14 protein-coding genes and 3 pseudogenes are annotated in these 20,042 nt (G+C 61.0%); 9 read left to right on the plus strand and 8 right to left on the minus strand.

Features of this window, described 5'->3' with window-relative positions; genetic code table 11:
• The first annotated feature begins 3 nt into the window (after positions 1–3).
• Positions 4–1,467 (plus strand): NADH-quinone oxidoreductase subunit NuoN, encoded by a 1,464-nt coding sequence (nuoN, locus tag AB4O25_RS07780; RefSeq protein WP_017527173.1) that lies wholly within the window; start codon positions 4–6, stop codon positions 1,465–1,467.
• A 91-nt stretch (positions 1,468–1,558) separates the two neighbouring features.
• Here nuoN and AB4O25_RS07785 read toward each other — a convergent pair.
• Positions 1,559–2,312 (minus strand): annotated as a pseudogene (locus AB4O25_RS07785) (outer membrane beta-barrel protein).
• Between the two features lie 259 nt (positions 2,313–2,571).
• Between AB4O25_RS07785 and AB4O25_RS07790 the strand changes: the two are divergent.
• Positions 2,572–2,808, plus strand: a complete 237-nt coding sequence (locus tag AB4O25_RS07790; RefSeq protein WP_017527170.1) for a DUF6555 family protein — start codon at positions 2,572–2,574, stop codon at positions 2,806–2,808.
• A gap of 31 nt (positions 2,809–2,839) precedes the next feature.
• On the opposite strand, the pseudogene AB4O25_RS07795 reads toward AB4O25_RS07790, so the two are convergent.
• Both AB4O25_RS07795 and AB4O25_RS07800 read right to left on the minus strand, forming a co-directional pair.
• A pseudogene (locus AB4O25_RS07795) lies at positions 2,840–3,039 on the minus strand (DUF6021 family protein).
• 14 nt (positions 3,040–3,053) lie between these two features.
• On the minus strand, positions 3,054–3,233 hold the full coding sequence (locus AB4O25_RS07800) for a hypothetical protein (protein WP_017527168.1): 180 nt from the start codon (positions 3,231–3,233) through the stop codon (positions 3,054–3,056).
• A gap of 126 nt (positions 3,234–3,359) precedes the next feature.
• On the opposite strand from AB4O25_RS07800, the gene AB4O25_RS07805 reads away from it, so the two are divergent.
• Entirely contained in the window at positions 3,360–3,881 is a 522-nt protein-coding gene (locus AB4O25_RS07805) for a DUF3087 family protein (RefSeq protein WP_460150723.1), read from the plus strand.
• Position 3,882: 1 nt separating this feature from the next.
• Here AB4O25_RS07805 and AB4O25_RS07810 read toward each other — a convergent pair whose 3' ends face one another.
• The 3 genes from AB4O25_RS07810 to AB4O25_RS07820 form a co-directional block, all read right to left on the minus strand.
• Positions 3,883–5,016 carry an MFS transporter gene (locus AB4O25_RS07810; RefSeq protein ID WP_017527166.1) on the minus strand — a complete coding sequence of 378 codons (1,134 nt, stop codon included), beginning with the start codon at positions 5,014–5,016 and terminating at the stop codon, positions 3,883–3,885.
• Between the two features lie 70 nt (positions 5,017–5,086).
• On the minus strand, positions 5,087–6,451 hold the full coding sequence (locus tag AB4O25_RS07815; RefSeq protein ID WP_460150724.1) for an MFS transporter: 1,365 nt from the start codon (positions 6,449–6,451) through the stop codon (positions 5,087–5,089).
• A 65-nt stretch (positions 6,452–6,516) separates the two neighbouring features.
• Entirely contained in the window at positions 6,517–7,401 is an 885-nt protein-coding gene (locus tag AB4O25_RS07820) for a Dyp-type peroxidase (protein WP_017527164.1), read from the minus strand.
• 138 nt (positions 7,402–7,539) lie between these two features.
• On the opposite strand from AB4O25_RS07820, the gene AB4O25_RS07825 reads away from it, so the two are divergent.
• Both AB4O25_RS07825 and AB4O25_RS07830 read left to right on the plus strand, forming a co-directional pair.
• Complete coding sequence (locus AB4O25_RS07825; RefSeq protein ID WP_017527163.1) at positions 7,540–9,156, plus strand: NADP-dependent glyceraldehyde-3-phosphate dehydrogenase; 1,617 nt, start codon at positions 7,540–7,542, stop codon at positions 9,154–9,156.
• Positions 9,157–9,218: 62 nt separating this feature from the next.
• Positions 9,219–10,280, plus strand: coding sequence for an FUSC family protein (locus AB4O25_RS07830; protein ID WP_460150725.1), 1,062 nt, complete (start codon positions 9,219–9,221; stop codon positions 10,278–10,280).
• A gap of 431 nt (positions 10,281–10,711) precedes the next feature.
• Here AB4O25_RS07830 and AB4O25_RS07835 read toward each other — a convergent pair whose 3' ends face one another.
• Both AB4O25_RS07835 and AB4O25_RS07840 read right to left on the minus strand, forming a co-directional pair.
• Positions 10,712–14,044, minus strand: coding sequence for a hypothetical protein (locus AB4O25_RS07835; protein WP_460150726.1), 3,333 nt, complete (start codon positions 14,042–14,044; stop codon positions 10,712–10,714).
• Between the two features lie 297 nt (positions 14,045–14,341).
• The gene (locus tag AB4O25_RS07840; protein ID WP_017527160.1) at positions 14,342–15,091 is read right to left on the minus strand and encodes a TetR/AcrR family transcriptional regulator; all 750 of its coding nucleotides are present in this window, start codon (positions 15,089–15,091) and stop codon (positions 14,342–14,344) included.
• Between the two features lie 356 nt (positions 15,092–15,447).
• Between AB4O25_RS07840 and AB4O25_RS07845 the strand changes: the two genes are divergently transcribed.
• The 4 genes and pseudogenes from AB4O25_RS07845 (at position 15,448) to AB4O25_RS07860 (ending at position 20,040) form a co-directional block, all read left to right on the plus strand.
• Positions 15,448–16,155, plus strand: coding sequence for an ABC transporter ATP-binding protein (locus tag AB4O25_RS07845; RefSeq protein ID WP_017527159.1), 708 nt, complete (start codon positions 15,448–15,450; stop codon positions 16,153–16,155).
• On the plus strand, positions 16,152–17,351 hold the full coding sequence (locus AB4O25_RS07850) for an ABC transporter permease (RefSeq protein WP_017527158.1): 1,200 nt from the start codon (positions 16,152–16,154) through the stop codon (positions 17,349–17,351). The genes AB4O25_RS07845 and AB4O25_RS07850 overlap by 4 nt, the downstream gene beginning before the upstream one ends.
• Positions 17,344–18,807 (plus strand): TolC family protein, encoded by a 1,464-nt coding sequence (locus AB4O25_RS07855; protein WP_068934701.1) that lies wholly within the window; start codon positions 17,344–17,346, stop codon positions 18,805–18,807. The genes AB4O25_RS07850 and AB4O25_RS07855 overlap by 8 nt, the downstream gene beginning before the upstream one ends.
• Positions 18,797–20,040: pseudogene (locus AB4O25_RS07860) on the plus strand (efflux RND transporter periplasmic adaptor subunit). Before AB4O25_RS07855 ends, AB4O25_RS07860 begins: the two are co-directional and overlap by 11 nt.
• Positions 20,041–20,042 lie beyond the last annotated feature (2 nt).

The following is a 20,042-nucleotide window of genomic DNA, read 5'->3' on the forward strand; positions in this document are numbered from 1 at the left end:
GCTATGGAATTCACGATCCAACACTTTATCGCGCTTGCGCCGCTGCTGATCACCAGCCTCACCATCGTGGTGGTGATGCTGGCGATCGCCTGGCGCCGCAATCACTCGCAAACGTTCCTGCTGTCTTGTGCCGGTTTGAACCTGGCCCTGCTGTCGATCATCCCGGCCCTCAAGGTCGCGCCACTGGCGGTCACCCCGCTGATGATGGTCGATGACTTCGCGCTGCTGTACATCGCGCTGATCCTGGTCGCGACCCTGGCCTGCGTCACCCTCGCCCACGCCTACCTCGGCGAAGGCGGCACCGGCTACCCCGGCAACCGCGAAGAGCTGTACCTGCTGATCCTGCTGGCTGCGGCCGGCGGTATCGTGCTGGTCAGCGCGCAGCACCTGGCCGGCCTGTTCATCGGCCTGGAACTGCTGTCGATCCCGACCTACGGCCTGGTGGCCTATGCCTTCTTCAACAAACGCTCCCTGGAAGCCGGCATCAAGTACATGGTGCTGTCGGCCGCCGGTTCCGCGTTCCTGTTGTTCGGTATGGCCCTGCTCTACGCCGAAGCCGGCAGCCTGAGCTTCACCGGTATCGGCCACGCCCTGGCGACCACCAACAGCCCTGCGCCCATCGCCCAACTGGGCCTGGCGATGATGCTGATCGGTCTGGCGTTCAAGCTGTCGCTGGTACCGTTCCACCTGTGGACCCCGGACGTGTACGAAGGCGCCCCGGCGCCGGTGGCCGCGTTCCTGGCCACGGCGTCCAAGGTTGCAGTGTTTGCGGTGATGGTGCGTCTGTTCCAGATCTCGCCCGCGGCCAACACCGGTGTGCTGAGCAACGTGCTGACCGTGATCGCGATTGCATCGATCCTGTTCGGTAACCTGCTGGCCCTGACCCAGAACAACCTCAAGCGTCTGCTGGGTTACTCGTCCATCGCCCACTTCGGCTACCTGCTGATCGCCCTGGTGGCGAGCAAAGGCCTGGCCGTGGAAGCCATCGGCGTGTATCTGGTCACCTACGTGATCACCAGCCTGGGTGCGTTCGGCGTGATCACCTTGATGTCTTCGCCTTACAAAGGCCGTGACGCCGACGCCTTGTACGAATACCGCGGCCTGTTCTGGCGCCGTCCGTACCTGACCGCCGTACTCACCGTGATGATGCTGTCCCTGGCCGGCATTCCGCTGACCGCTGGCTTTATCGGCAAGTTCTACATCGTGGCAACCGGTGTCGAAGCCCACGAATGGTGGCTGGTTGCATCCCTGGTACTGGGCAGCGCCATCGGCGTGTTCTATTACCTGCGTGTGATGGTCACCCTGTACCTGATCGAGCCGAACCTGCGCCGTGTGGACGCCGAGTTGCACTGGGAACAGAAAGCCGGTGGCGTGATGCTGCTGGCCATCGCCCTGCTCGCGTTCTTCCTGGGCGTGTACCCGCAACCGTTGCTCACCTTGGTGCAGCACGCGGTATTGGGTGTGTGATCGCACCGCTGATGCAGTAAAAAAACGGCGCCCTCGGGCGCCGTTTTTACATTCTGAAGACCACCCCCTCCCCCTGTGGCGAGGGAGCTGCTTAGAACGCAATACCTACCTTGACCCCATACTCGTCACGCTTGAGCTTGGTGTTATCGGCGACTTCGGAGTCGGCATCCAGCTTGTACTCGGTGCGGGTGTAATACAGGCCCGCCGTCACCGGCAGATCACCCTTCTGGTTCATCAGCAGGCTGACTTCGGCATAGGGGTTGGTGCGGTCCTTGAGGTCCACGGTGTCGCTGCCCAGACCGTCGACCTTGATCTCGCGTGCGGCCATCCAGGGTGCGACGGGCACCGGCTTCGACGCGCAGGGTCATGTCATCGAACTGGTGGTTGTAACCCAGGGCGGCCTTGGCGAATGGCGATTTGTTGGTGAGTTCCAGATCGTTGTCGTTGGACTCCAACTCGTAACGGGTCCAGCTGTAGCCACCGCCCACGACCACGTCTACAAAATTGCGCGCATCGAGCGCGGCACGCCAGCCGAGGTCGAGGTCGGCCTGGCCTTCCTTGAGTTTGTTGTCGCTCTTCTTGCCGTACTTGGCTTCGATACCGGCCTGGTAAATAAAGCCGGATTCGGCAGTGAGCTTGTTACCGAAGTTATAGAACAGGCCCGCCTGCGGCATATGGTCTTTATCGCTTTCGCTACCGCCCTCCAGTTTGAAGTCGTTGTAGCTGCCCAGGATCCCGAAGGTCGAAATCGGGTCGGTGGACGGGGCGGCGAACACCACGGCCGGCGCGGCAACCAGCGCCAGCAATGAAGAATTCTTGAGGAATGTTCCGAATAGCCTTGACATCGTTTTACATCTCCTTGTCGGTTGCAAATTATTCAGGAACCGGTTCGAGCGCAGGTTGACGCAAAAGGTTCGAAAAAATGCACCCAGTTGGAGATAAAACGGTTCAGCGACGCGTCTAGCTCAAGGCTCCCGGCGATCAGCCGCGATCCTTGTGCACGAGGCGAATGGGCCACTATGCCGCCGCCGTGTGCAGGTTGTCATTTTGAATGAACCTTCTTGAACGCATTTGCCTCCATTTAAAACGAGACAGGGAGGCAACATGAGTAGCGCAAAAATCTACACCGTCCACTACCAATTGCACGGTAAACCGAAGTCTTTTGTGGTGCGCGCCGAAGTGATGAATAACGCCGAAGCCTGGCACTGGGCGGCGGTGGATGCCGATATTGCGCACGTCAGCCGCATCGGCCGTGTGGGCCACGAGCAGGTCAAAAAAACCACCCGGCCCTGGGCGGAAAAGTACGGGATCAGCGACGTCACCTGGGTAGCGCCCAAATAAACGGAGGCCCCGCTCGACGGCGGGGCCTGCGTCACTTCTTCAGGTCGCCCAACGGGTCATAGGGCGGTTTTTTTCGGATGGCTGCTTCTTGTCTTTGTCCAACGGCGCGATCGCCGGGCCGATGGGGTCGACCTGCGGGTCGGCAACGTCCGGCGAGTCCGGGTCGAAGCCCAGTTCGTCCTTGCCGCTGGCGTGCTCGCTGGAACGCGGGCCTTTCGGAGGATTCGTCATGGCAGTCTCTTCTGTCAAAGCGGGCGGGCTTTGTCGTGGAGGTTTTCCAGGTCTTCTTCGACCCGCTCCACGTCGTCATTTTGGTCACGCTCAGCCGGGTCATTGGGGCGCAACGCATCGTTGTCACGCTCTTCTTCTCCGGGTGTGCGGTCCGGGTTGGGTGTACCCGGTGGTGGCTGCTTGTATTCGGGCATGATGGTTCACCTCATGAACATTGGTGGCCTGGCTGAATTTAGAGAACGCCGCCGCCGGCATCGTTCAACTTGTTTGCCCAGGCGTGCGATGATGCCACCCCGCCACCCTCTGGAGACCTTACCCGCATGTTCGAACTCAAAGCCTGCGACCCCGTCACCTACCGCCAACAGACCCGCCGCAGCACGTTGATCGTCGCCGTGCTATTCCTGGCCTTGGCCATGCTGCTGTCGAGCGCCGCGGTGATGCTGTTCGGCGAGCCCGGCGCAGACAACTTTCGCTTCAATGTCGGCGGTGTATTCGCCGGCGTGCTGATCACCGTTGCCCTGGTACGCGGCCCGTTCTGGAGCCAGCCATGGCTGGCGCCGGCGGTGTATGGCTGGCAGCTCAAGCGCAGCCTGATGCGGGTGACCAACGTGATGCACAAGGTCACCGAGGGTGTGCAGGCCAACGACCCGACGGCGATGAAGGTGTTGCGTTTCTATCACCTGGGACTGACGCAGATGCACGCGCTGGACGCTAATTCCAGTGCCCAGGCGCAACTGGTCGGCGAGATGCAGGCCCATCAAGCCAAGCTGCAGGCGCTGGGCATCGACACCGCACAAAACCGCTTCGATCCCGACTGGCTGGAACGCCTGAAGAGCGCCTGAGTCAGTTCGCCGACGGGCCGGCCCGCCAGCAGAACAGCGCACTCACGGCAATCGCCGCCCCGGCCACGCCAAATACCAGGGGCGCCGAGGCCACCGGCAACAGCAGGCCCGCCAGCAGCGGGCCAAGGCCTGCGCCGATGTCCCGCCACACCGCATTGGAGGCCAGGGCCGACACGCGCATCGCGCCGGGGTTGCGCTCGGCCACCAACGTCGTCACCAGCGGCAGTTGCAGTGCGCGCAGCACCAGCACCGCGGCCGCGCCGACTATCACCCAATAGCTGCCGAACGCGCTCAGGGCCAGGGCACTCAGGAACGAAAACAGCAGCAACATCGAGGTGGCGCCAAACCGTTGCGCCGCGCGACCGCCCAGCGGGCTCAGGAGCATTTCCGAGACATAGCGCAGCGCCATCAAGCCACCGGCAATCAGCACCGCATCGCCCCCCAGCAGCTTTTGCGCCTGGATCGACAGGCCAAAGATGAACAACCCATCCAACGCCACGCCTTCGATAAACGACCACATCGCCACGCTGTCGGGAAACTTGAAGCGCCGCCCCGAGCTGTTGTGCAAGTCATGGGCGGCGCCCGGCAATCCCCGCGCCGCCCACACACCCAGCAAGCAGCAGGCGGCGAGAATCAGAAAGATCGGTCGCGGCCCCACCCATAAGGTCAGCCAGCCGCCGAACGGCAACGCCAGCATCGGCCCCCAGGCGATCAACGCGCGTGAACGCCCGGCCCGGCGTGCGGCGCCGACGGGCTCGGAGGTCGCCAGCACTTGGGTCGACAGGTTCAACGCCGCGAAACACAAGCCCCACACCAGCCGCAGCCCTAACAACGCGGCAAAACCCGACAGCACCGAGTTGCCCACGGCGCACAGCGCAGCCGCACCGGCGGCGATCATGCAGGTCAGGCGATCGCCGTTGCGCGCGTAGAAGTTGAGTACATGCCGATAGCCGAAAATCCGCACCAGGCGGTTGGCCGCCAGCAACACCCCGGCCTGGGCCAAGGTGATGCCGAACGCCTGGGATTCCATGGGCAGCAACAGGTAGAGCAACACGTCGCTGGGTAAACACAAAGCCAGGGTCAGCGCGGCGCGGCGGGAGGTGGTGTCGGCAGTGCGTTGAGCCTGGCTGGACATAAATCTGAAACATCCCGAAATATTCAGGCCGCCACGGTAGCCTTCCCGAACGCTGTTTTACAACGCCCCATCAGGGTTTTTTCCGGTAGGGCAACAAACGCAAACCGCTGGCCACACTGCCCACCAACGCAAACGCGCAGCCCAGCCACAGCGCGTAGTAAGGACCGCTGCCCAAGGACAAGTGGAAACACAAAGCCACCAAGGAAGCCCCCAGCGTTTGCCCAAGCAAACGTGAAATCGCCACGATGCCACTGGCCCCACCGCTGCGCGCCAACGGCGCACTGGTCATCAACGCCTTGAGGTTGGGCGACTGAAAGAAGCCGAAACCGGCGCCGCACAAGGCCATGCGCCAAGCGATATCGAAGGCGGACGCGCCATTGCCCAACGTCGCCATCGCCGCCATGCCCGCGCTCAACATCAACAGGCCGATACCGCACAACAAGCCCAGGGACACGCGGTCGGCCAAGCGCCCGGCAACCAGTGCCATCACCGCAACCACCGCCGGCCAGGGCGTCATCAGAAAACCGGTTTCCACCTGGCTATGGCCAAGCACCGCCTGCAACAGAAAGGGCAGCGACACAAAGGCCAGGCCCTGGGCGCTGAAGGCGCAGATCGCCGTGAGCGAGGACAGGGCAAACACCGGGCGCTTGAACAGGTCCAGCGCCAGCATCGGTGCCGGATGCCCCGCCTGACGACGCAACAACACCCCACCGCACACCAGCGCCACGGCAACCAGCCCCAGGGTCAACGCGCACTGGGCACCGTGTACCGCCGTGCCCAGGCCCAGCACCAACAAGGCGAACAGCCCGGCACACAACAGCGCCGCCAGACGATCAAACGCATGCCCGGTCATCGGCAACGTCGGCAAGGAACGCAGGCCCAAGCCCAAGGCGAGCAACCCCAGCGGCACGTTGATCAGGTACAACCAGTGCCAACTGGCCACCGACAGAATCGCCGACGCCGCGGTCGGCCCCAAGGTGAAGGCCAGCCCCACCACCAGCGAGTTATAGCCCAGGCCACGCCCGAGCATGGTTGACGGGTAAATGTGCCGCAGCAGCGCGGTGTTCACACTCATGATCGCCGCCGCCCCCAGGCCCTGCGCTACCCGTGCGGCCGTGAGCGTGACCAGCGAACCGGCCAACCCGCACAACAACGACGAGACGATAAACAGCAGCAGCCCACCGAGGTACACCCGCCGGTGCCCGAGCACATCGCTCAACGAGGCAAATGGCAGGACCGTGGCGATAATCGCCAACTGGTAGGCATTGACCACCCAGATCACCGAGGCCGAATCGGTGCCGATGCCCTGCGCCAGCGTCGGCAATGCGGTGTTGACGATGGCCGTGTCGAGCGTCGCCATGCCGATCCCCAGGGAAATCGCGATGACCGCCGGCAGGCGTTTATTAAGGGGCAGGCCATCGGCAACAGAAGACATGAACGAACCCACGCGGTGATAAGGCCGCCAGATTAAGGGCGGCGCAGATTTTTTTCAGCCGCCGATCAACCGCCTGTCGACAATTTCATGTTCGCCAGCACGCTGAGGTCCAGGTGCCCGCCGATGATCGGCGGGCACCAGTAGTAACCACCGGTCAACGGCGTGCTGATGCGGTACAGACCATCGACGATCCCGTCTTCCAGCCCGCTCATACGGCGCAGTTGCGCTTCGAATGCGTCGAAGGAATGGCCGAAGGCAAGGAACATCAAGCCGGCCTGGCCGTTCTCGGCCCATGGCATGGAGCGGCGCACCACGAAGGCTTCGGGGGTGAAGCTCTCCTGGGCGGTACGTTTGGTGTGGGCAGACTCGGGGGCGTCTTCCAGTTCTTCGTTATCGCCATGGCGGCGGCCGATGATGTGGTCGCGCTCCTGGGCGGGCAACGCGGCGAAGCCATCCAGGTCGTGCTGCCATTGCTGGATGGCGGCGAAGCTGGCGCCACTGTCGGTCAAGGCGGCTTCGACGGCGGCGTCGTCATGGGGGTTTTCGGTGCCGTCCTCGTAGTCCGTAAGGTCAAAACCGGTCTTGTAGCGGAAACCTTCGGTTGACTGCACCAGGCCAAACGCGGGGGCCAGGGCCTTTTCGAACGCCCGGCTGCGCAGCAACAACTCACCGCGATCCACGCCGTGCAACCACACCCACAGGGCGTGCTGGGTAGACGGGTTATGCGCGCCCGGACCACTGACGGCCGGGAAGGCGCGCAGGCCATCAATGTGTACGCCCAATGCCTGTACCAGCGGCTCACCGAAACCGACCACTGCCGACGAATCCGCAAGCTGTACCAACGCGTCCAGCGCAGCGGGTACGGCTACCGGCGTTTGCACGGCAAAGAACAGATGGCGTGCCTGCAAAGGCACCGGTGCGGCAAGAATGCCCGGCTGGTACTGGCTCATGTGAACTCCTTCAAGAAAGGCGCGCAGTTTACCCGGCGCACGCCATCGTGCGTAGGAGAAAGCGCGCAAGCCTTGCCATAGCGCACTGGGATGGGTGACTCTCTAGTCATGTTTTGCAACTATTCCAGGGGTAGCGACATGACCACCAGCAACCTGATCGCCCAACTGTTCCCGACCTCCGCCGCCGATATTCCCGAGCCCTTTCGCCTGGGAGCGCCCATTGAACAGCGTGAGTTCCTGGTGGACGGCCAATTGCACATATGGAACGGCCCGCTGGCCCGCGTGCAAAGCCCGGTGCAATTGGGCGACGAGCGCGTGCATATCGGCAGCACGCCGCTGCTGGACGCAGGCACCGCCCTCACCGCCCTCGACGCCGCCGTGCGCGCTTATGACCGTGGCCAGGGCGCATGGCCGACGATGCGCGTGGTCGAGCGCATCCAGCACGTCGAAGCGTTCTTACGGCGCATGCGTGAACAGCGCGACGCGGTGGTCAAGCTGCTGATGTGGGAGATCGGCAAGAACCTCAAGGACTCGCAGAAAGAATTCGACCGCACCTGCGACTACATCACCGACACCATCAACGCCCTCAAGGACCTCGACCGCCGCAGCAGCCGCTTCGAGCTGGAACAGGACACCCTCGGGCAAATCCGCCGCGTGCCGCTGGGCGTGGCGCTGTGCATGGGCCCCTACAACTACCCGCTCAACGAAACGTTTACCACGCTGATCCCGGCGCTGATCATGGGCAACACCGTGGTGTTCAAACCGGCCAAGCTCGGCGTGCTGCTGATTCGCCCGTTGCTGGAAGCCTTCCGCGACAGCTTCCCGGCCGGGGTGATCAACGTGATCTACGGCAGTGGCCGCGAAACCGTGAGTGCGCTGATGGCCAGCGGCAAGATCGACATCTTTGCGTTTATCGGCACCAACAAGGCCGCCAGCGACCTGAAAAAACTGCACCCCAAACCGCACCGCTTGCGCGCCGCCCTGGGCCTGGATGCGAAAAACCCCGGCATCGTGTTGCCCGAGGTCGACCTGGACAACGCCGTCAGCGAAGCGCTCACCGGTTCGCTGTCGTTCAATGGCCAGCGCTGCACCGCGTTGAAAATCCTGTTTGTGCACCAGGACGTGGTCGACAGTTTCATCGAAAAATTCAATGCCAGGCTGGCAACGCTCAAACCCGGCATGCCCTGGGAGGACGGCGTGGCACTGACGCCGTTGCCGGAAGTGGGCAAAGTGGATTACCTCAACGGGCTGGTCGCCGATGCCGTGCAACACGGCGCCAACGTGGTCAATAGCGAGGGTGGGGTCAGTCGCGGTTCGTTCTTTTACCCGGCGGTGCTGTACCCGGTGAACCCGCAGATGCGCGTGTACCACGAAGAACAGTTCGGCCCGGTGGTGCCGATCGTGCCCTACCGTGACCTGCAAACGGTGATCGACTACGTACTCGACGCCGACTTTGGCCAACAACTGAGTATTTTCGGCACCGATGCCGCCCAGGTCGGGCGCCTGGTGGACACCTTCGCCAACCAGGTCGGGCGCATCAATATCAACGCCCAATGCCAGCGCGGCCCGGACACCTTCCCGTTCAACGGGCGCAAAAACTCCGCCGAAGGCACGCTGTCGGTTCATGACGCCTTGCGCGTGTTCTCGATCCGCACGTTGGTGGCGACCAAATTCCAGGAGAGCAACAAGGCGCTGGTCAGCGACATCCTGCGCAACCGCGATTCAAGCTTTCTGACCACCGATTACATCTTCTAACATCTGCACGACTCACTGTGTGGGAGGGGTACATCTCCTGAACCGAGGCCACTTTAGTACTGATGAACCTGCCACTCTTCGCCCGGCGCCTGTTGCGCCCGTTGCTCGACCCCTACCGGCGCTATCGCCATGCCAAGCTGATCCACGCCGCGCGCGTGTCCATCGGCTTGCTGGCGACGATCCTGCTGACCACCGGCATCAACCTACCCCATGGCGAATGGGCATCGGTGACCATGTTGATCGTCATCGGCGGCTTGCAGCACCACGGCAACATCGGCAAAAAGGCCGCGGAGCGCGCCTACGGCACCTTGATCGGCGCCAGCGTCGGCCTGCTGCTGGTGGTGCAACAGGCCTACTTTGGCCTGCCGCTGTTGACCTACCTGCTGATGTCGGTGGTGTGCGGGTTCTTCTCCTACCATGCCATCGGCAAGGGCGGCTACATCGCGCTGTTGTCGGCGATCACCGTGTTTATCGTCGCCGGCCACGGGGACAATCCCTTGTCGGACGGGTTGTGGCGTACCGTCGATATTCTTATCGGCATCGTGCTGGCCCTGGCGTTCTCCTTCGCCCTGCCGCTGTATGCGGTGTATTCGTGGCGCTACAACCTGGCCGGCGCCCTGCGCGACTGCGCCGCCATTTACAGCCGCATCATCAATGGCCAGTCGGTCACCGACGACGAACACCTCAAGCTGCTCAACCGCCTCAACGCGGCGATGGTGCAACTGCGTTCGCTGATGCCCTCGGTGTCCAAGGAAGTACGCATCTCCATGACCGAACTGGACGCCATCCAGCGCCACCTGCGCATGTGCATCAGCACGCTGGAGATTCTCGGCAATACCCGGCCGGACCCGCGTGACGAGCAGGCAATGGCAAGAATGCAAGTGATGTTGAAGGCCGAGCACCGGCAGATTCGGGTGCAGTTGGTGGGGATGGCGCGGGCGTTGAAGTCGGGTGCGGGAGAGCGGTTGGAGCGACCAGGCCAGCTCAGTGGCGTTGAGCCTGCACCGAATTCACAGGGTGATACCGCGCTCAATGGCTATCGGTTGGTAACCATGCAATTGGCAGACAATGTGGACGCAATGCGCGGCCGGTTGGTGAAGCATTTACCACACTGGAGCGTTTGAGCACTGCGTTGAGCCTGCAGGGTTATATAAAGGTCTATCCGTGGCACCACCGCCTGTTAAAAAGGCAGATTCATTGATTAAATAAATCTGCCCTGTTTCACTGCCTTACTTATATTTTTTCGATTCTCAGCCAAGCAATTTCAAAGTCATTTCCGCTCCACGTAGGCTCATCGCTGTGCACAGCGAAATGATCCTCGCCATTATTTACCGCCGTATGAGAGTACTCTTGCCAATTACCAGACGACACCGCAAAGGTGGCTGTCGTACTGTATCCAACAGTGAGCCTTAACTTGGGTGTCGTGGTACCCACATTCAACTGCCGGACCGCAAAACTAAGTCTATAGCGATGCCCTGGTAGAGGGGTGATCCTTTTTATCAGCACGTACCCTTGATACTGACTCAAGCCCGAACCGGTGGTTTGCGTCCAGACTCTACTTCCGGGCGCCCCGGTTATCGCCCCCTTTTCCTGCAGTTCCAAGTCCCCAACCATTTAACGTCCCATCTTGAAAGTTAGTAAAGTCAGGTAAATTGAGCATTTGGTAGGTCGTCGTCAAAAATGGCGTGGCTCTTGCCATGTCTGTACTGCCATCAAACCCCACCGATAACTTTACCGTGATGGGGGTGTTATGTATTACCCTCTGTAACCAAGAACGCAATACGGGCTTGTTCACAATGCCGTTGGTCAATTCCTGCATAGTGACGACATAGCCACCCAGCACCTTTAACTCACGCCCTCCTGACAAAAGGCTCAGATATACCTTTTGCCCGGCTTTAATAAGCGGCCACGCGGGGACGGAGGCTTTAGCGTCGCCTGAAAAGGTATTCATAGTCAACGCAGCGCCGGAGGCCAGCCCGTTAATCAATGCTCCCAGCAACCTGGCCGTTGCAATTGTGCCAACGGTTACCGTTTGAACTTGAGAAACAAGCGTTTTGCCACTACGCACAATCGAGTACCTTAATTGCACGACACTATTCACGCTATCGTGTATAACTTCACGCGCTGTAAAGTCAAAAACTACCGATCCGCCTGCCATGCCATTGAGCGTTAATGTAACTTTAGTCCCATTCCAGTGAATCCATTCCGCGGTAATACTGTCCGTCGCGAGCATACCTAGGTATTTAACCGTTACCTGGGTGCTGTCTTTAAACATCAAGGGGTCGACCGTCACCGTTTGCCCCGTACTCGGAGCGCCGTTAAGGGTTGGGAAAGGCAGCTCAGTCGGCAGTAGCTGTACAACGTAGCTGGCAACCTCAAAAGCTATCGCTACTTGCTTGATGGGGATTTCTGGGAAACTTACCCAAACGCGGATATTGAAGACCGAATTATCCTGAAGCGCGCGCACTTTATCTGCCGAGAGCGGCAAGGAAACCCCGTTGGTCAGATCGCCTACGGTGAGTGGCTTGGCGATGGCGAGGTCTTCGGTGTACGCAATACCCGTTGCCAAGGTACCTTCCACCGTCACCCAATAGAGTTGGCCTTCACTGATAAACTCCCACGGCGCGACCTTGATAGTGGCCTCGGCAGGCAGTTCACTCACCGGCAACACTGTCTGGTTTTCAAACCCAACGATATAAGGCGTCGGGAATACCTTTAGGGGCAGCAGAAGCACATTCAACGGCTGAAATTTGTGGCTGACTTGCCCACGCTTTACTTCACACTCCACCGTGATGGCGTTGCCGCTTGGGTGCACGCCCCTGGCAATGACATTGGCCGGAATAACCACATTGATGCTGTTGGTTGCCGGATCGGCTGCCGCTACAGCTTTAAACTGGCTGTAGCCATATTGACCTCGCCATGTGTACGTAATTACATCGCCCGGCAGCATTAATTTGTAGCTGATTTGCAGGGTTGCGCCGCCTTTCACCGTTATCGGCCGGATACTGCCCGTAGTCGGATCAGCCTCAAGAATTTTGAGCACCCCCAGCTCCACCGCCGCACCGACGGTGGGGTTGAGCACCATCGAGCTCTCAGTCGTTTTTGGCGGGCCGGCGTGTACAACGCTATAGCTGATACGGATGCTGCGGTTGTTGTTCTCGACAAGGAAAGAGGTATCTATCGGAATTTCCAGGGTTGTCAACTGAACTCCTTCAAGCGAGGACGTGATGTCGATGGAACCTGCCACCGTACTTTTGCCACTCACGGTCCAATACACTTTGTCACCGACGACAGTGCCTGCGTAGGGAATGTACATCAGCCAGTTCGCACCCGGCACCGTGGCCGGGTCGATGTTGTTGTCCAGGATGGCGGGAACCATCATGGGCGGCAGGGTTGGAACGCGAACACCAATTTCGACGTTCAGCTTTTCCGATTGCCGAACGGAGCCAGGCGTACCTTTACCATCGTCGGTTTCGTAGAAAGCCTGGCAGACACCCTTGCCCTCAAATACCTTCAGGGCCTCCATGAGTATCAGCCGTGTGCCGCCCTGCGCGCCAGCCTGTTGACGGGAGATCACGAGCGCACCGCCGCCGTTCGCATCTATATGCTGAAGCTTCACGGTTTCCGTGTATGAAGGGTCGTGGGGTTGATAAGGCGGTAGTACCAACTCCATATGTGTATTGAGTGGAAACAGCCCTGCTTCCAAAAGTGTGATGATGGGTGCTGGCATCAGGCTTGGTGTACCTACTACACCAATCGACGTACTGTTCGAACGCCTCAGGAATACCCCGTCGCTCTTAATCTGCTCGTACCATACGCGAAAGCTCCCCCCGGCCAATTGCTTGAACGTTGCCATCCATTCGGCCGGCAGGGGGATGATTTGAAACCTGCGATTGTTGTCGTCTACCTGGTGAGTCAAGGTTTCGGTCGCGCCGTATTTATCGGTCGTTTCTACATGAACCTTTACCTTATTCGGAGGCTTGGGCAGCACGGTACTGGGCTTCAACTCAACCTCCACCTCCAGTGTTGCTCCGCTCTGGGTGTCGAGATCAAGCTCGCTGATATACTGGCCATCCACCATCACATAGGGTGGCGCCAACGGATACGTGTACATCTCACTGTTCAATACGATAGGTTGGGAGTACGGAAATCGACCAAAAGGTTCATTATTCACCACGTCGAGCACGGTGAAGTACACCTTAACCTCCCCTGATGGGTTGAGATTGCGCAAGACCTCCACGGGCACAGTCACGACAATCGGCTGCGTCGGTGGCTGTTTCGCCTGTTCACCGTCGACGGTGTGCACATAAATAGTCCCGCCCACGCGAACGATGATCTTGTCGTTCTTGCGGATGTTCTCATAAGGCATGATCAAACACTGCAAGCCGTCTGCGGTGTTGGTCGGCGTCAGAATAGCGCCTGGCTTGAAGTTCCCAAGCTCCATCGCCAAACCGCTGTGCCATTGCTTCGTATCGTCGTCGTCGTAGCCGCCCGGGATGGTCGTCTTGAACAGAATGGACTGAACTTCCGAATCAACCTCATTCCCGCTGAGCGCACGGCGAACTCTGGCAAAATACGTGCAGTCACCCTCGGGTACCTTTTCGGCAGGGACTTCCAAGAGATAATGAGAGTTTTCGCCGCGCGTGACGGGGGCCCCGACGCGCTCCTCATCATTGATCCACAAACTCAGATAGTCGCCATCTACGACGTCCCAACGCAAAACGCTAAATATGGCGCCCTTGTCTGTGTCATCGATGCCAAATAGGGCATATATGCCATTTCTGCCAAGGCCTATCTTGGATGTTTCAGCGTATTTGGCCTTCGTCAGGTCTACAGGGGGGTATATCGGAGAAGGGTTAAGTTCGGGTACAGGAAAATTTGTGGACATCGCCATCACCTTGCATGGTCAGGGCCGCGCTGAAATGGCGCGACGGGCAAGGTGACTAAACGCCTGGGGAGACAATCAAATCTACTGTCAGAATTGACAGTGACGACGAATGGCTAGGACGCAATGCCTAACCGACGTGCTCGCAACCGAGTATGAATCTCTTAACATCCACACTTTTTCTTACGCTTTTTTCACGATTTATTCACATGCACAGACGTAGGGTGAAGCCTCATCCGTTACAAACGTTGCACATCAAGCCCGCCGCCCCAGCGGGCTTTTTTTGCCTGGGGTTTGGCCTCAGCGTGCGGCGTTGGCAACAGGCGCCGTTTGTTCGCGAATAGCCCGCTGGGTGTCCAGCACCTTGGCCAAGGCGGTTTGCGCTTCGGGGCTTTGTTGCGGCACGCGGATCGCCGCCGAGACCAGGGTGATCAGCTTGGCCATGACTTCGGCGTCGGTGGCCGGGCGGCCCAGGCTCATGGAGTTCATCAGCAGGCGCAGCTCGGTGCCGGCCATTACCCCGGAAATCGCCTTGAGGGCAAATTGCAGGCGCACCCCCAGCTCGTTGCGCGGCAGGTCCGGCAAGGCCAGGGCGAAGGCTTCGAAGAAGCGCTGGAACACCGGCTGGTAATGCACCTTGAGGTATTCCTGGATAAACGGCGACGTGTCGCTGTATACCCGGCCCAAAAAGCGGATGAACGAGCGCCCTTCCCCGCTTGACGGGTCGCTGCGCTCCAGGCCCATGGCCGGGGCGAACAGCACGCCCAGCAGCGTGTCGCAATCAAGCGGGCCGTCGGATTCGGCTTCGCAGCGCGCCAGCAGTTCCAGGCGCTGCTCGTTGAGCGGCTCCAGACGTTGCATCAGCAGGGTTTTCATCAGGGAATCCTTGTCCCCGAAGTGGTAGTTCACGGCGGCCAGGTTGACTTGGGCACGCTCGGTAATCTGCCGTAACAGCACCGCGTCATACCCGTATTTGATAAACAGAGCTTCTGTCGCATCCAGCAAGCGGGTCTTGGTAACGTTTGGAGCGCTGAGTTTCTTCGCGACCATAAGGGTTCCACGGCGGAAATATTGTTTTAAAAAATAATTTGATTTTTATACCGATGCAGCCCGTCGAAAGCAAGTAGTGACACTCCGCCATATCATCGAAAGCCTCGGCATACGGCGGTTTCGGGGATCGTCCGGGAGTTTTCAAGAGCGCCTTCAGCGCCATCAAAGAATCATTTCAAAGGGTAAAAACGCTCTACATCCTTGGCTGGCGAAGCGCCGGGAACGCGGTTAGTATTCAAACAATATTTTAAAAACAAGAAATAAAACCAGTCCGAGACGCGTACCAGACAGCTCCCGAACTTGTCACAAGGCTTTACCGGGGGTATGACGGCAGCGTCGAGACTGCAGGCGTAGTCATGATGACCGATACCCGCGCGCACCCAGGCTTGATCTCCCTGCAAGGCATCGGCAAGCGCTATCAGCTCGCCGGGCAGGAATTGACCATTCTCAAGGATGTGTGCCTGTCCATCGCCAGCGGTGACAGCTGCGGCATCCTCGGCGCCTCCGGTTCCGGCAAAAGTACCCTGCTCAATATCCTCGGTTTGCTGGACCTGCCCAACGACGGCCACTACCACTTTGCCGGCCACGATATTTTCAACGCCAGCGCCGATGAACTGGCCGCCATTCGCAACCAGCAGATCGGTTTCGTGTTCCAGAGCTTCAACCTGCTGCCGCGCCTCAGCGCGCTGGATAACGTCGCCCTGCCCTTGAGCTATCGCGGCGTGTCGCGCCATGAGTCCGTGGAGCGGGCCCTGCGCATGCTCGAACAGGTCGGCCTGGCCGACCGCGCTCACCATCGCCCTGCCGACCTCTCCGGCGGCCAGCGCCAACGGGTGGCGATTGCCCGCGCCTTGGTCGGCAACCCCTCGGTGATCCTCGCCGACGAACCCACCGGCAACCTCGACAGCACCACCGCCCAAGACATCATGGACCTGTTGCTGGCCCTGAACCGCGAGCAACAGGTCACGCTGATTATCGTCACCCATGACCCGCACATCGCCGAACGCCTGGCGCGCAAGATCCTGGTGCGCAATGGCGTGGTGCACGAGGCGCATCGCCCATGAGCCTGCGGGTCGAACAAAGCCTCAGCCAACTGCTGCATGAAGCCTTTATCAGCCTGCGCACCTTGGGCAAGCGCTCGGTCCTGGCGTTGCTCGGCATCGTGATCGGCAGCTCCTCGGTGGTGGCGTTGATCAATATCGGGCACAACGCGGCGGTGGATGCCGCGATGATTTTCAAGGACATGGGCACCGACACGCTCATCGTCCAGTTCCCCCCCAAAGGCGGCGCCAACGTGCCGATGCGCAGCCGTCTCGACCTGCATGCGGTGCGCCAGGCGGTAGCGGGCATCGCGCATATCGGCGCCCTGACGCTGTTCAGCGGGCCCATCGTGTTCCATGGCCGCAGCGTCAATGCCAACTTTGTCGGCAGTACGCCCGACATCCAGCCAGCGATGCGCCTGGTGGTGCAACAGGGCCGCTTCCTGTCGAGCTTCGACACCCACGAAACCTATGGCGTGATCGGCGACCAGATCGCCCAGGCCCTTGGCGCGCCGGGCGATCCAGTGCAACTGGGCGACCGCGTGCGCATCAACGACTACCTGTTCCTGATCGTGGGCATCCTGCACAACCAGCCCCGGGCGATGTTAATGCCGGTGCAGGCCAACGAGTCGCTGTTCATCCCCGCCGAAGGCATGCGCCGCATCTACGCCACCCCGCAGATCAGCAACGTGATCATTCGCGCCGCGCCCGGCCAAGACATGGAACGCATTGCCAAAGCCGCCGCCGCGGCCTTGCAACGCCAACTCACCGACCACGATGTCGACATCCAGGTGCCTCAGCAAATGATCGATGGCATGACCCGGCAAAGCCGCACGTTCGCCTATTTGCTGCTGGCCCTGGGCGCGATCTCGCTGGTGGGCGGCGGCGTGGGCGTGATGAACGTGATGCTGATGAACGTTTCGCAGCGGCGCCGCGAAATCGGCATCCGCATGGCCCTGGGCGCGCGTCGACGGGATATCCGCAACCTGTTCCTGATCGAAGCGGTGACCCTCACCGCCGTCGGCGCGTTGTGCGGCGCGGTACTGGGCATGACGGCGGCGTGGTTCTACGCCTGGCTGTCGGGCTGGGAATTCGCGCTGGCCGCGGCGGCCCTGCCCCTGGGAGTGGGCAGTACGTTGTGGGTGGGTTTGTTCTTCGGCATCTACCCCGCGGTCTCGGCCTCGCGGTTGCAACCGGTGGAGGCCCTGCGCGATGAATAAATGGCTGCTATTGCTGACGCTGATCAGCCTGCCCGGCATGGCCGCCGACGTGGTCATCCGGCCGTCGGCGCCCACTACCTCGCGCAGCGTATCGCTGAATGCGCAGGTCACCACCCTGACCCTGGGTGATGCGGTGTATCTGGGCCTGCGCAACAACCCGGCGATCCGCAGCGCGTACCTGCAACGGGTCGCGCAGAAGTTCGACCTGCGCGTGGCCGAAGACGTGTTCAACCCCAAGCTCACCCTCAACAGCTATTACCGCGGCACTCGCGGCTCCCAGGACAGCGCACGCAACGCCAACCTGGCGCCGTCCAGCAGCCTGCTCGGTGAGTACGGCACGCGCCTGAGCATGGCCTGGACCCAGCAGTTGAACAACGCCGACCGCGCCGGCCGCTATCGCAGCGACGGCCTGGACCTGGCAATTATCCAACCGCTGCTGCGCGGCGCCGGCTGGGACGCCACCACCGCGCCGCTGCGCCTGTCGCGCCTGTCGGAGCAGGCCAACCGCCTGAACCTCAAGGCCACGGTGGCGCAGACCATCAGCCAGATCATCGCCACCTATCGCGAATTGCTGCGCGCCCAGGAGCAACTGAGCATCGTGCAAGACGCCCTCGCGCGCTCCGGCACCCTGCTGGAAGTGAACAAGGCGCTGATCAGTGCCGGGCGCATGGCCGAGTTCGAAATCGTGCAGACCGAAGCCGACATCGCCACCCAGCAACTGGGCGTGGAGGAAGCCCAGAACCAACTGGACACCAATCGCCTGGCCCTGCTGCGCCTGCTGGCGCTGGACCTGTCCACGCCGATTCGCGCTACCGAAGCCCTGGAGGCCAAGCCCATGCAGATCGACAAGCGCCAAGCCTTCAACCTGGCGCAAACCCAGCAACCGGAATACCTCGCCGCCCTGCTCGGCAGCCAGCAGGCCGACCTCAACCTGGTGATCGCCAAGGACTCCGGGCGCTGGCAAGTCGACCTCGTCGCCGGCGCGAACCAGATTCGCGACGCCTACAACAACGACGCCGGCAGCAGTAACAACCGCACCTGGGACAGCTACGCCGGGGTGCAAGTGCAGATCCCCATCGGCGACATCAGCACCCGCCAGGCCGAAGTGCGTGCGCGGGTCAACGTCGAGGACCAGCAGATCCGCATCACCGATGCGCGCCAAGAGCTGGAGCGCAGCGTCAACGATGTGGTGCGCGACCTCGGCACGCGCTGGCGCCAGTATGAAATCTCCCAGCGCGCGGTGGAGTTGTCGCGCCGCAAAATCGAGATCGAACGGGAAAAACTCAGCGCCGGGCGCTCCACCAACTTCCAGGTGCTGAGTTTCGAGACCGACCTGCGCAACGCCGAAAATGCCCGGCTCAATGCCCTGATCGCTTATTTGAACGCCCAGACCCAGCTCGACCTGACGCTGGGCATGACGTTGGAAAGTTGGGAAATCGCCCTCAATGACTACTGATAAAAAACGCCTGTTGGGCGCTGTGCTGATCCTGCTGGTGGCCGGCGCGGCGCTGGCCCTGCGCAGCCCCGCGCAAGACCCGGCCGGCACCGCCGAGCAGTGGCTGGCAGTCAAGCCCGACGCGCTGGTGCACCAGATCGGCCTGGTGGGCAAGATCGAGCCCGACACCACTCTGGTCCTCACCGCGCCATTCGACGGCAATGTGCAGGCCAACCTGGTGGAGCAAGGTCAGCGGGTCGAAGCCGGCCAGGTGCTGCTGCGCATGGACCCTGCCACCCTGCAAATGCAACTGCGCGACGCCCTCGCCGCCCAGCTCAAGGCTCGGCGCACCGTGCAGGAAATGCAGGATTGGGACAGCAGCCCCGCCGTCAGCCGCGCCCGACGCAGCTTGCGCACCGCCGAAATGAGCGCCGGCAACACCCAGCGCAAGCTCACCGAAAGCGACAACCTGTTCAAGCGCGGCATCATCCCGCGCAATGAACTGGACGACCTCAAGCAACAGGCCCAACAGCAACAGCTGGACCTCGCCTCCGCACGCAGTGAACTGCAACAGGCCCTGGACCAGGGCAAGGGCGAATACCGCCAGATCGCCGACATGGAACTGACCAACGCCACGGTGAAATACGAGGCGCTGCGCACGTTGCTCGAAGGCCAGGACGTCAAGGCGCCGTTCTCCGGCATCGTGGTGCCCGCGCCCGGTAATAATTCAGCCCAGGGGGCAACATTAACAACGCGCCCATCCAGGCCGGCAGTAAGGTCAGCCAGGGCCAGGTACTGTTTGGCCTGGCAAATATCGAACGGCTGAAAATCGTCGCCAAGGTCTCGGAACTGGACATCAACCAATTGCATCAGGGCCAGGCGGTGGAAGTGATGGGTGATGGTTTTGACGGCGAACGGCTGAGCGGTTCGGTGAGTGTGGTCAGTGGATTGGCGATGGCCAGTGACAGCCAGGGCAGCGCCCAGTTTCCGGTGACCCTGACGATTCCCCGGCTCACGCCCCAGCAGTTGCAGCGGGTGCGGCTGGGCATGAGCGCACGGTTGACCATCGTCACCTACAACAATGCCCAGGCGCTCGTCGTGCCGAGCCAGGCGATCCAAACGGACATGACCGTGGAATATCGCGAGGCGATGGATAAACCGGTGGAGCGGGTGAACGTGACGACAGGCCAATCGACGGCGCAAGGGGTCGAGGTATTCGGCCTCAAGCCCGGCCTGGTGAAAATCTTAAAATAAAT

The sequence above is a fragment of the Pseudomonas sp. S3_A03 genome, from assembly GCF_054668275.1.

What these genes read in the sequence shown, in the direction of transcription:
- AB4O25_RS07855 (WP_068934701.1), top strand. Translation starts at nt 17,344, where the DNA reads ATGAATAAATGGCTGCTATTGCTGACGCTGATCAGCCTGCCCGGCATG.
- AB4O25_RS07835 (WP_460150726.1), bottom strand. Translation starts at nt 14,044, where the DNA reads ATGTCCACAAATTTTCCTGTACCCGAACTTAACCCTTCTCCGATATAC.
- AB4O25_RS07825 (WP_017527163.1), top strand. Translation starts at nt 7,540, where the DNA reads ATGACCACCAGCAACCTGATCGCCCAACTGTTCCCGACCTCCGCCGCC.
- AB4O25_RS07810 (WP_017527166.1), bottom strand. Translation starts at nt 5,016, where the DNA reads ATGTCCAGCCAGGCTCAACGCACTGCCGACACCACCTCCCGCCGCGCC.
- AB4O25_RS07805 (WP_460150723.1), top strand. Translation starts at nt 3,360, where the DNA reads ATGTTCGAACTCAAAGCCTGCGACCCCGTCACCTACCGCCAACAGACC.
- AB4O25_RS07815 (WP_460150724.1), bottom strand. Translation starts at nt 6,451, where the DNA reads ATGTCTTCTGTTGCCGATGGCCTGCCCCTTAATAAACGCCTGCCGGCG.
- AB4O25_RS07820 (WP_017527164.1), bottom strand. Translation starts at nt 7,401, where the DNA reads ATGAGCCAGTACCAGCCGGGCATTCTTGCCGCACCGGTGCCTTTGCAG.
- AB4O25_RS07800 (WP_017527168.1), bottom strand. Translation starts at nt 3,233, where the DNA reads ATGCCCGAATACAAGCAGCCACCACCGGGTACACCCAACCCGGACCGC.
- AB4O25_RS07845 (WP_017527159.1), top strand. Translation starts at nt 15,448, where the DNA reads ATGATGACCGATACCCGCGCGCACCCAGGCTTGATCTCCCTGCAAGGC.
- AB4O25_RS07830 (WP_460150725.1), top strand. Translation starts at nt 9,219, where the DNA reads ATGAACCTGCCACTCTTCGCCCGGCGCCTGTTGCGCCCGTTGCTCGAC.
- nuoN (WP_017527173.1), top strand. Translation starts at nt 4, where the DNA reads ATGGAATTCACGATCCAACACTTTATCGCGCTTGCGCCGCTGCTGATC.
- AB4O25_RS07790 (WP_017527170.1), top strand. Translation starts at nt 2,572, where the DNA reads ATGAGTAGCGCAAAAATCTACACCGTCCACTACCAATTGCACGGTAAA.
- AB4O25_RS07840 (WP_017527160.1), bottom strand. Translation starts at nt 15,091, where the DNA reads ATGGTCGCGAAGAAACTCAGCGCTCCAAACGTTACCAAGACCCGCTTG.
- AB4O25_RS07850 (WP_017527158.1), top strand. Translation starts at nt 16,152, where the DNA reads ATGAGCCTGCGGGTCGAACAAAGCCTCAGCCAACTGCTGCATGAAGCC.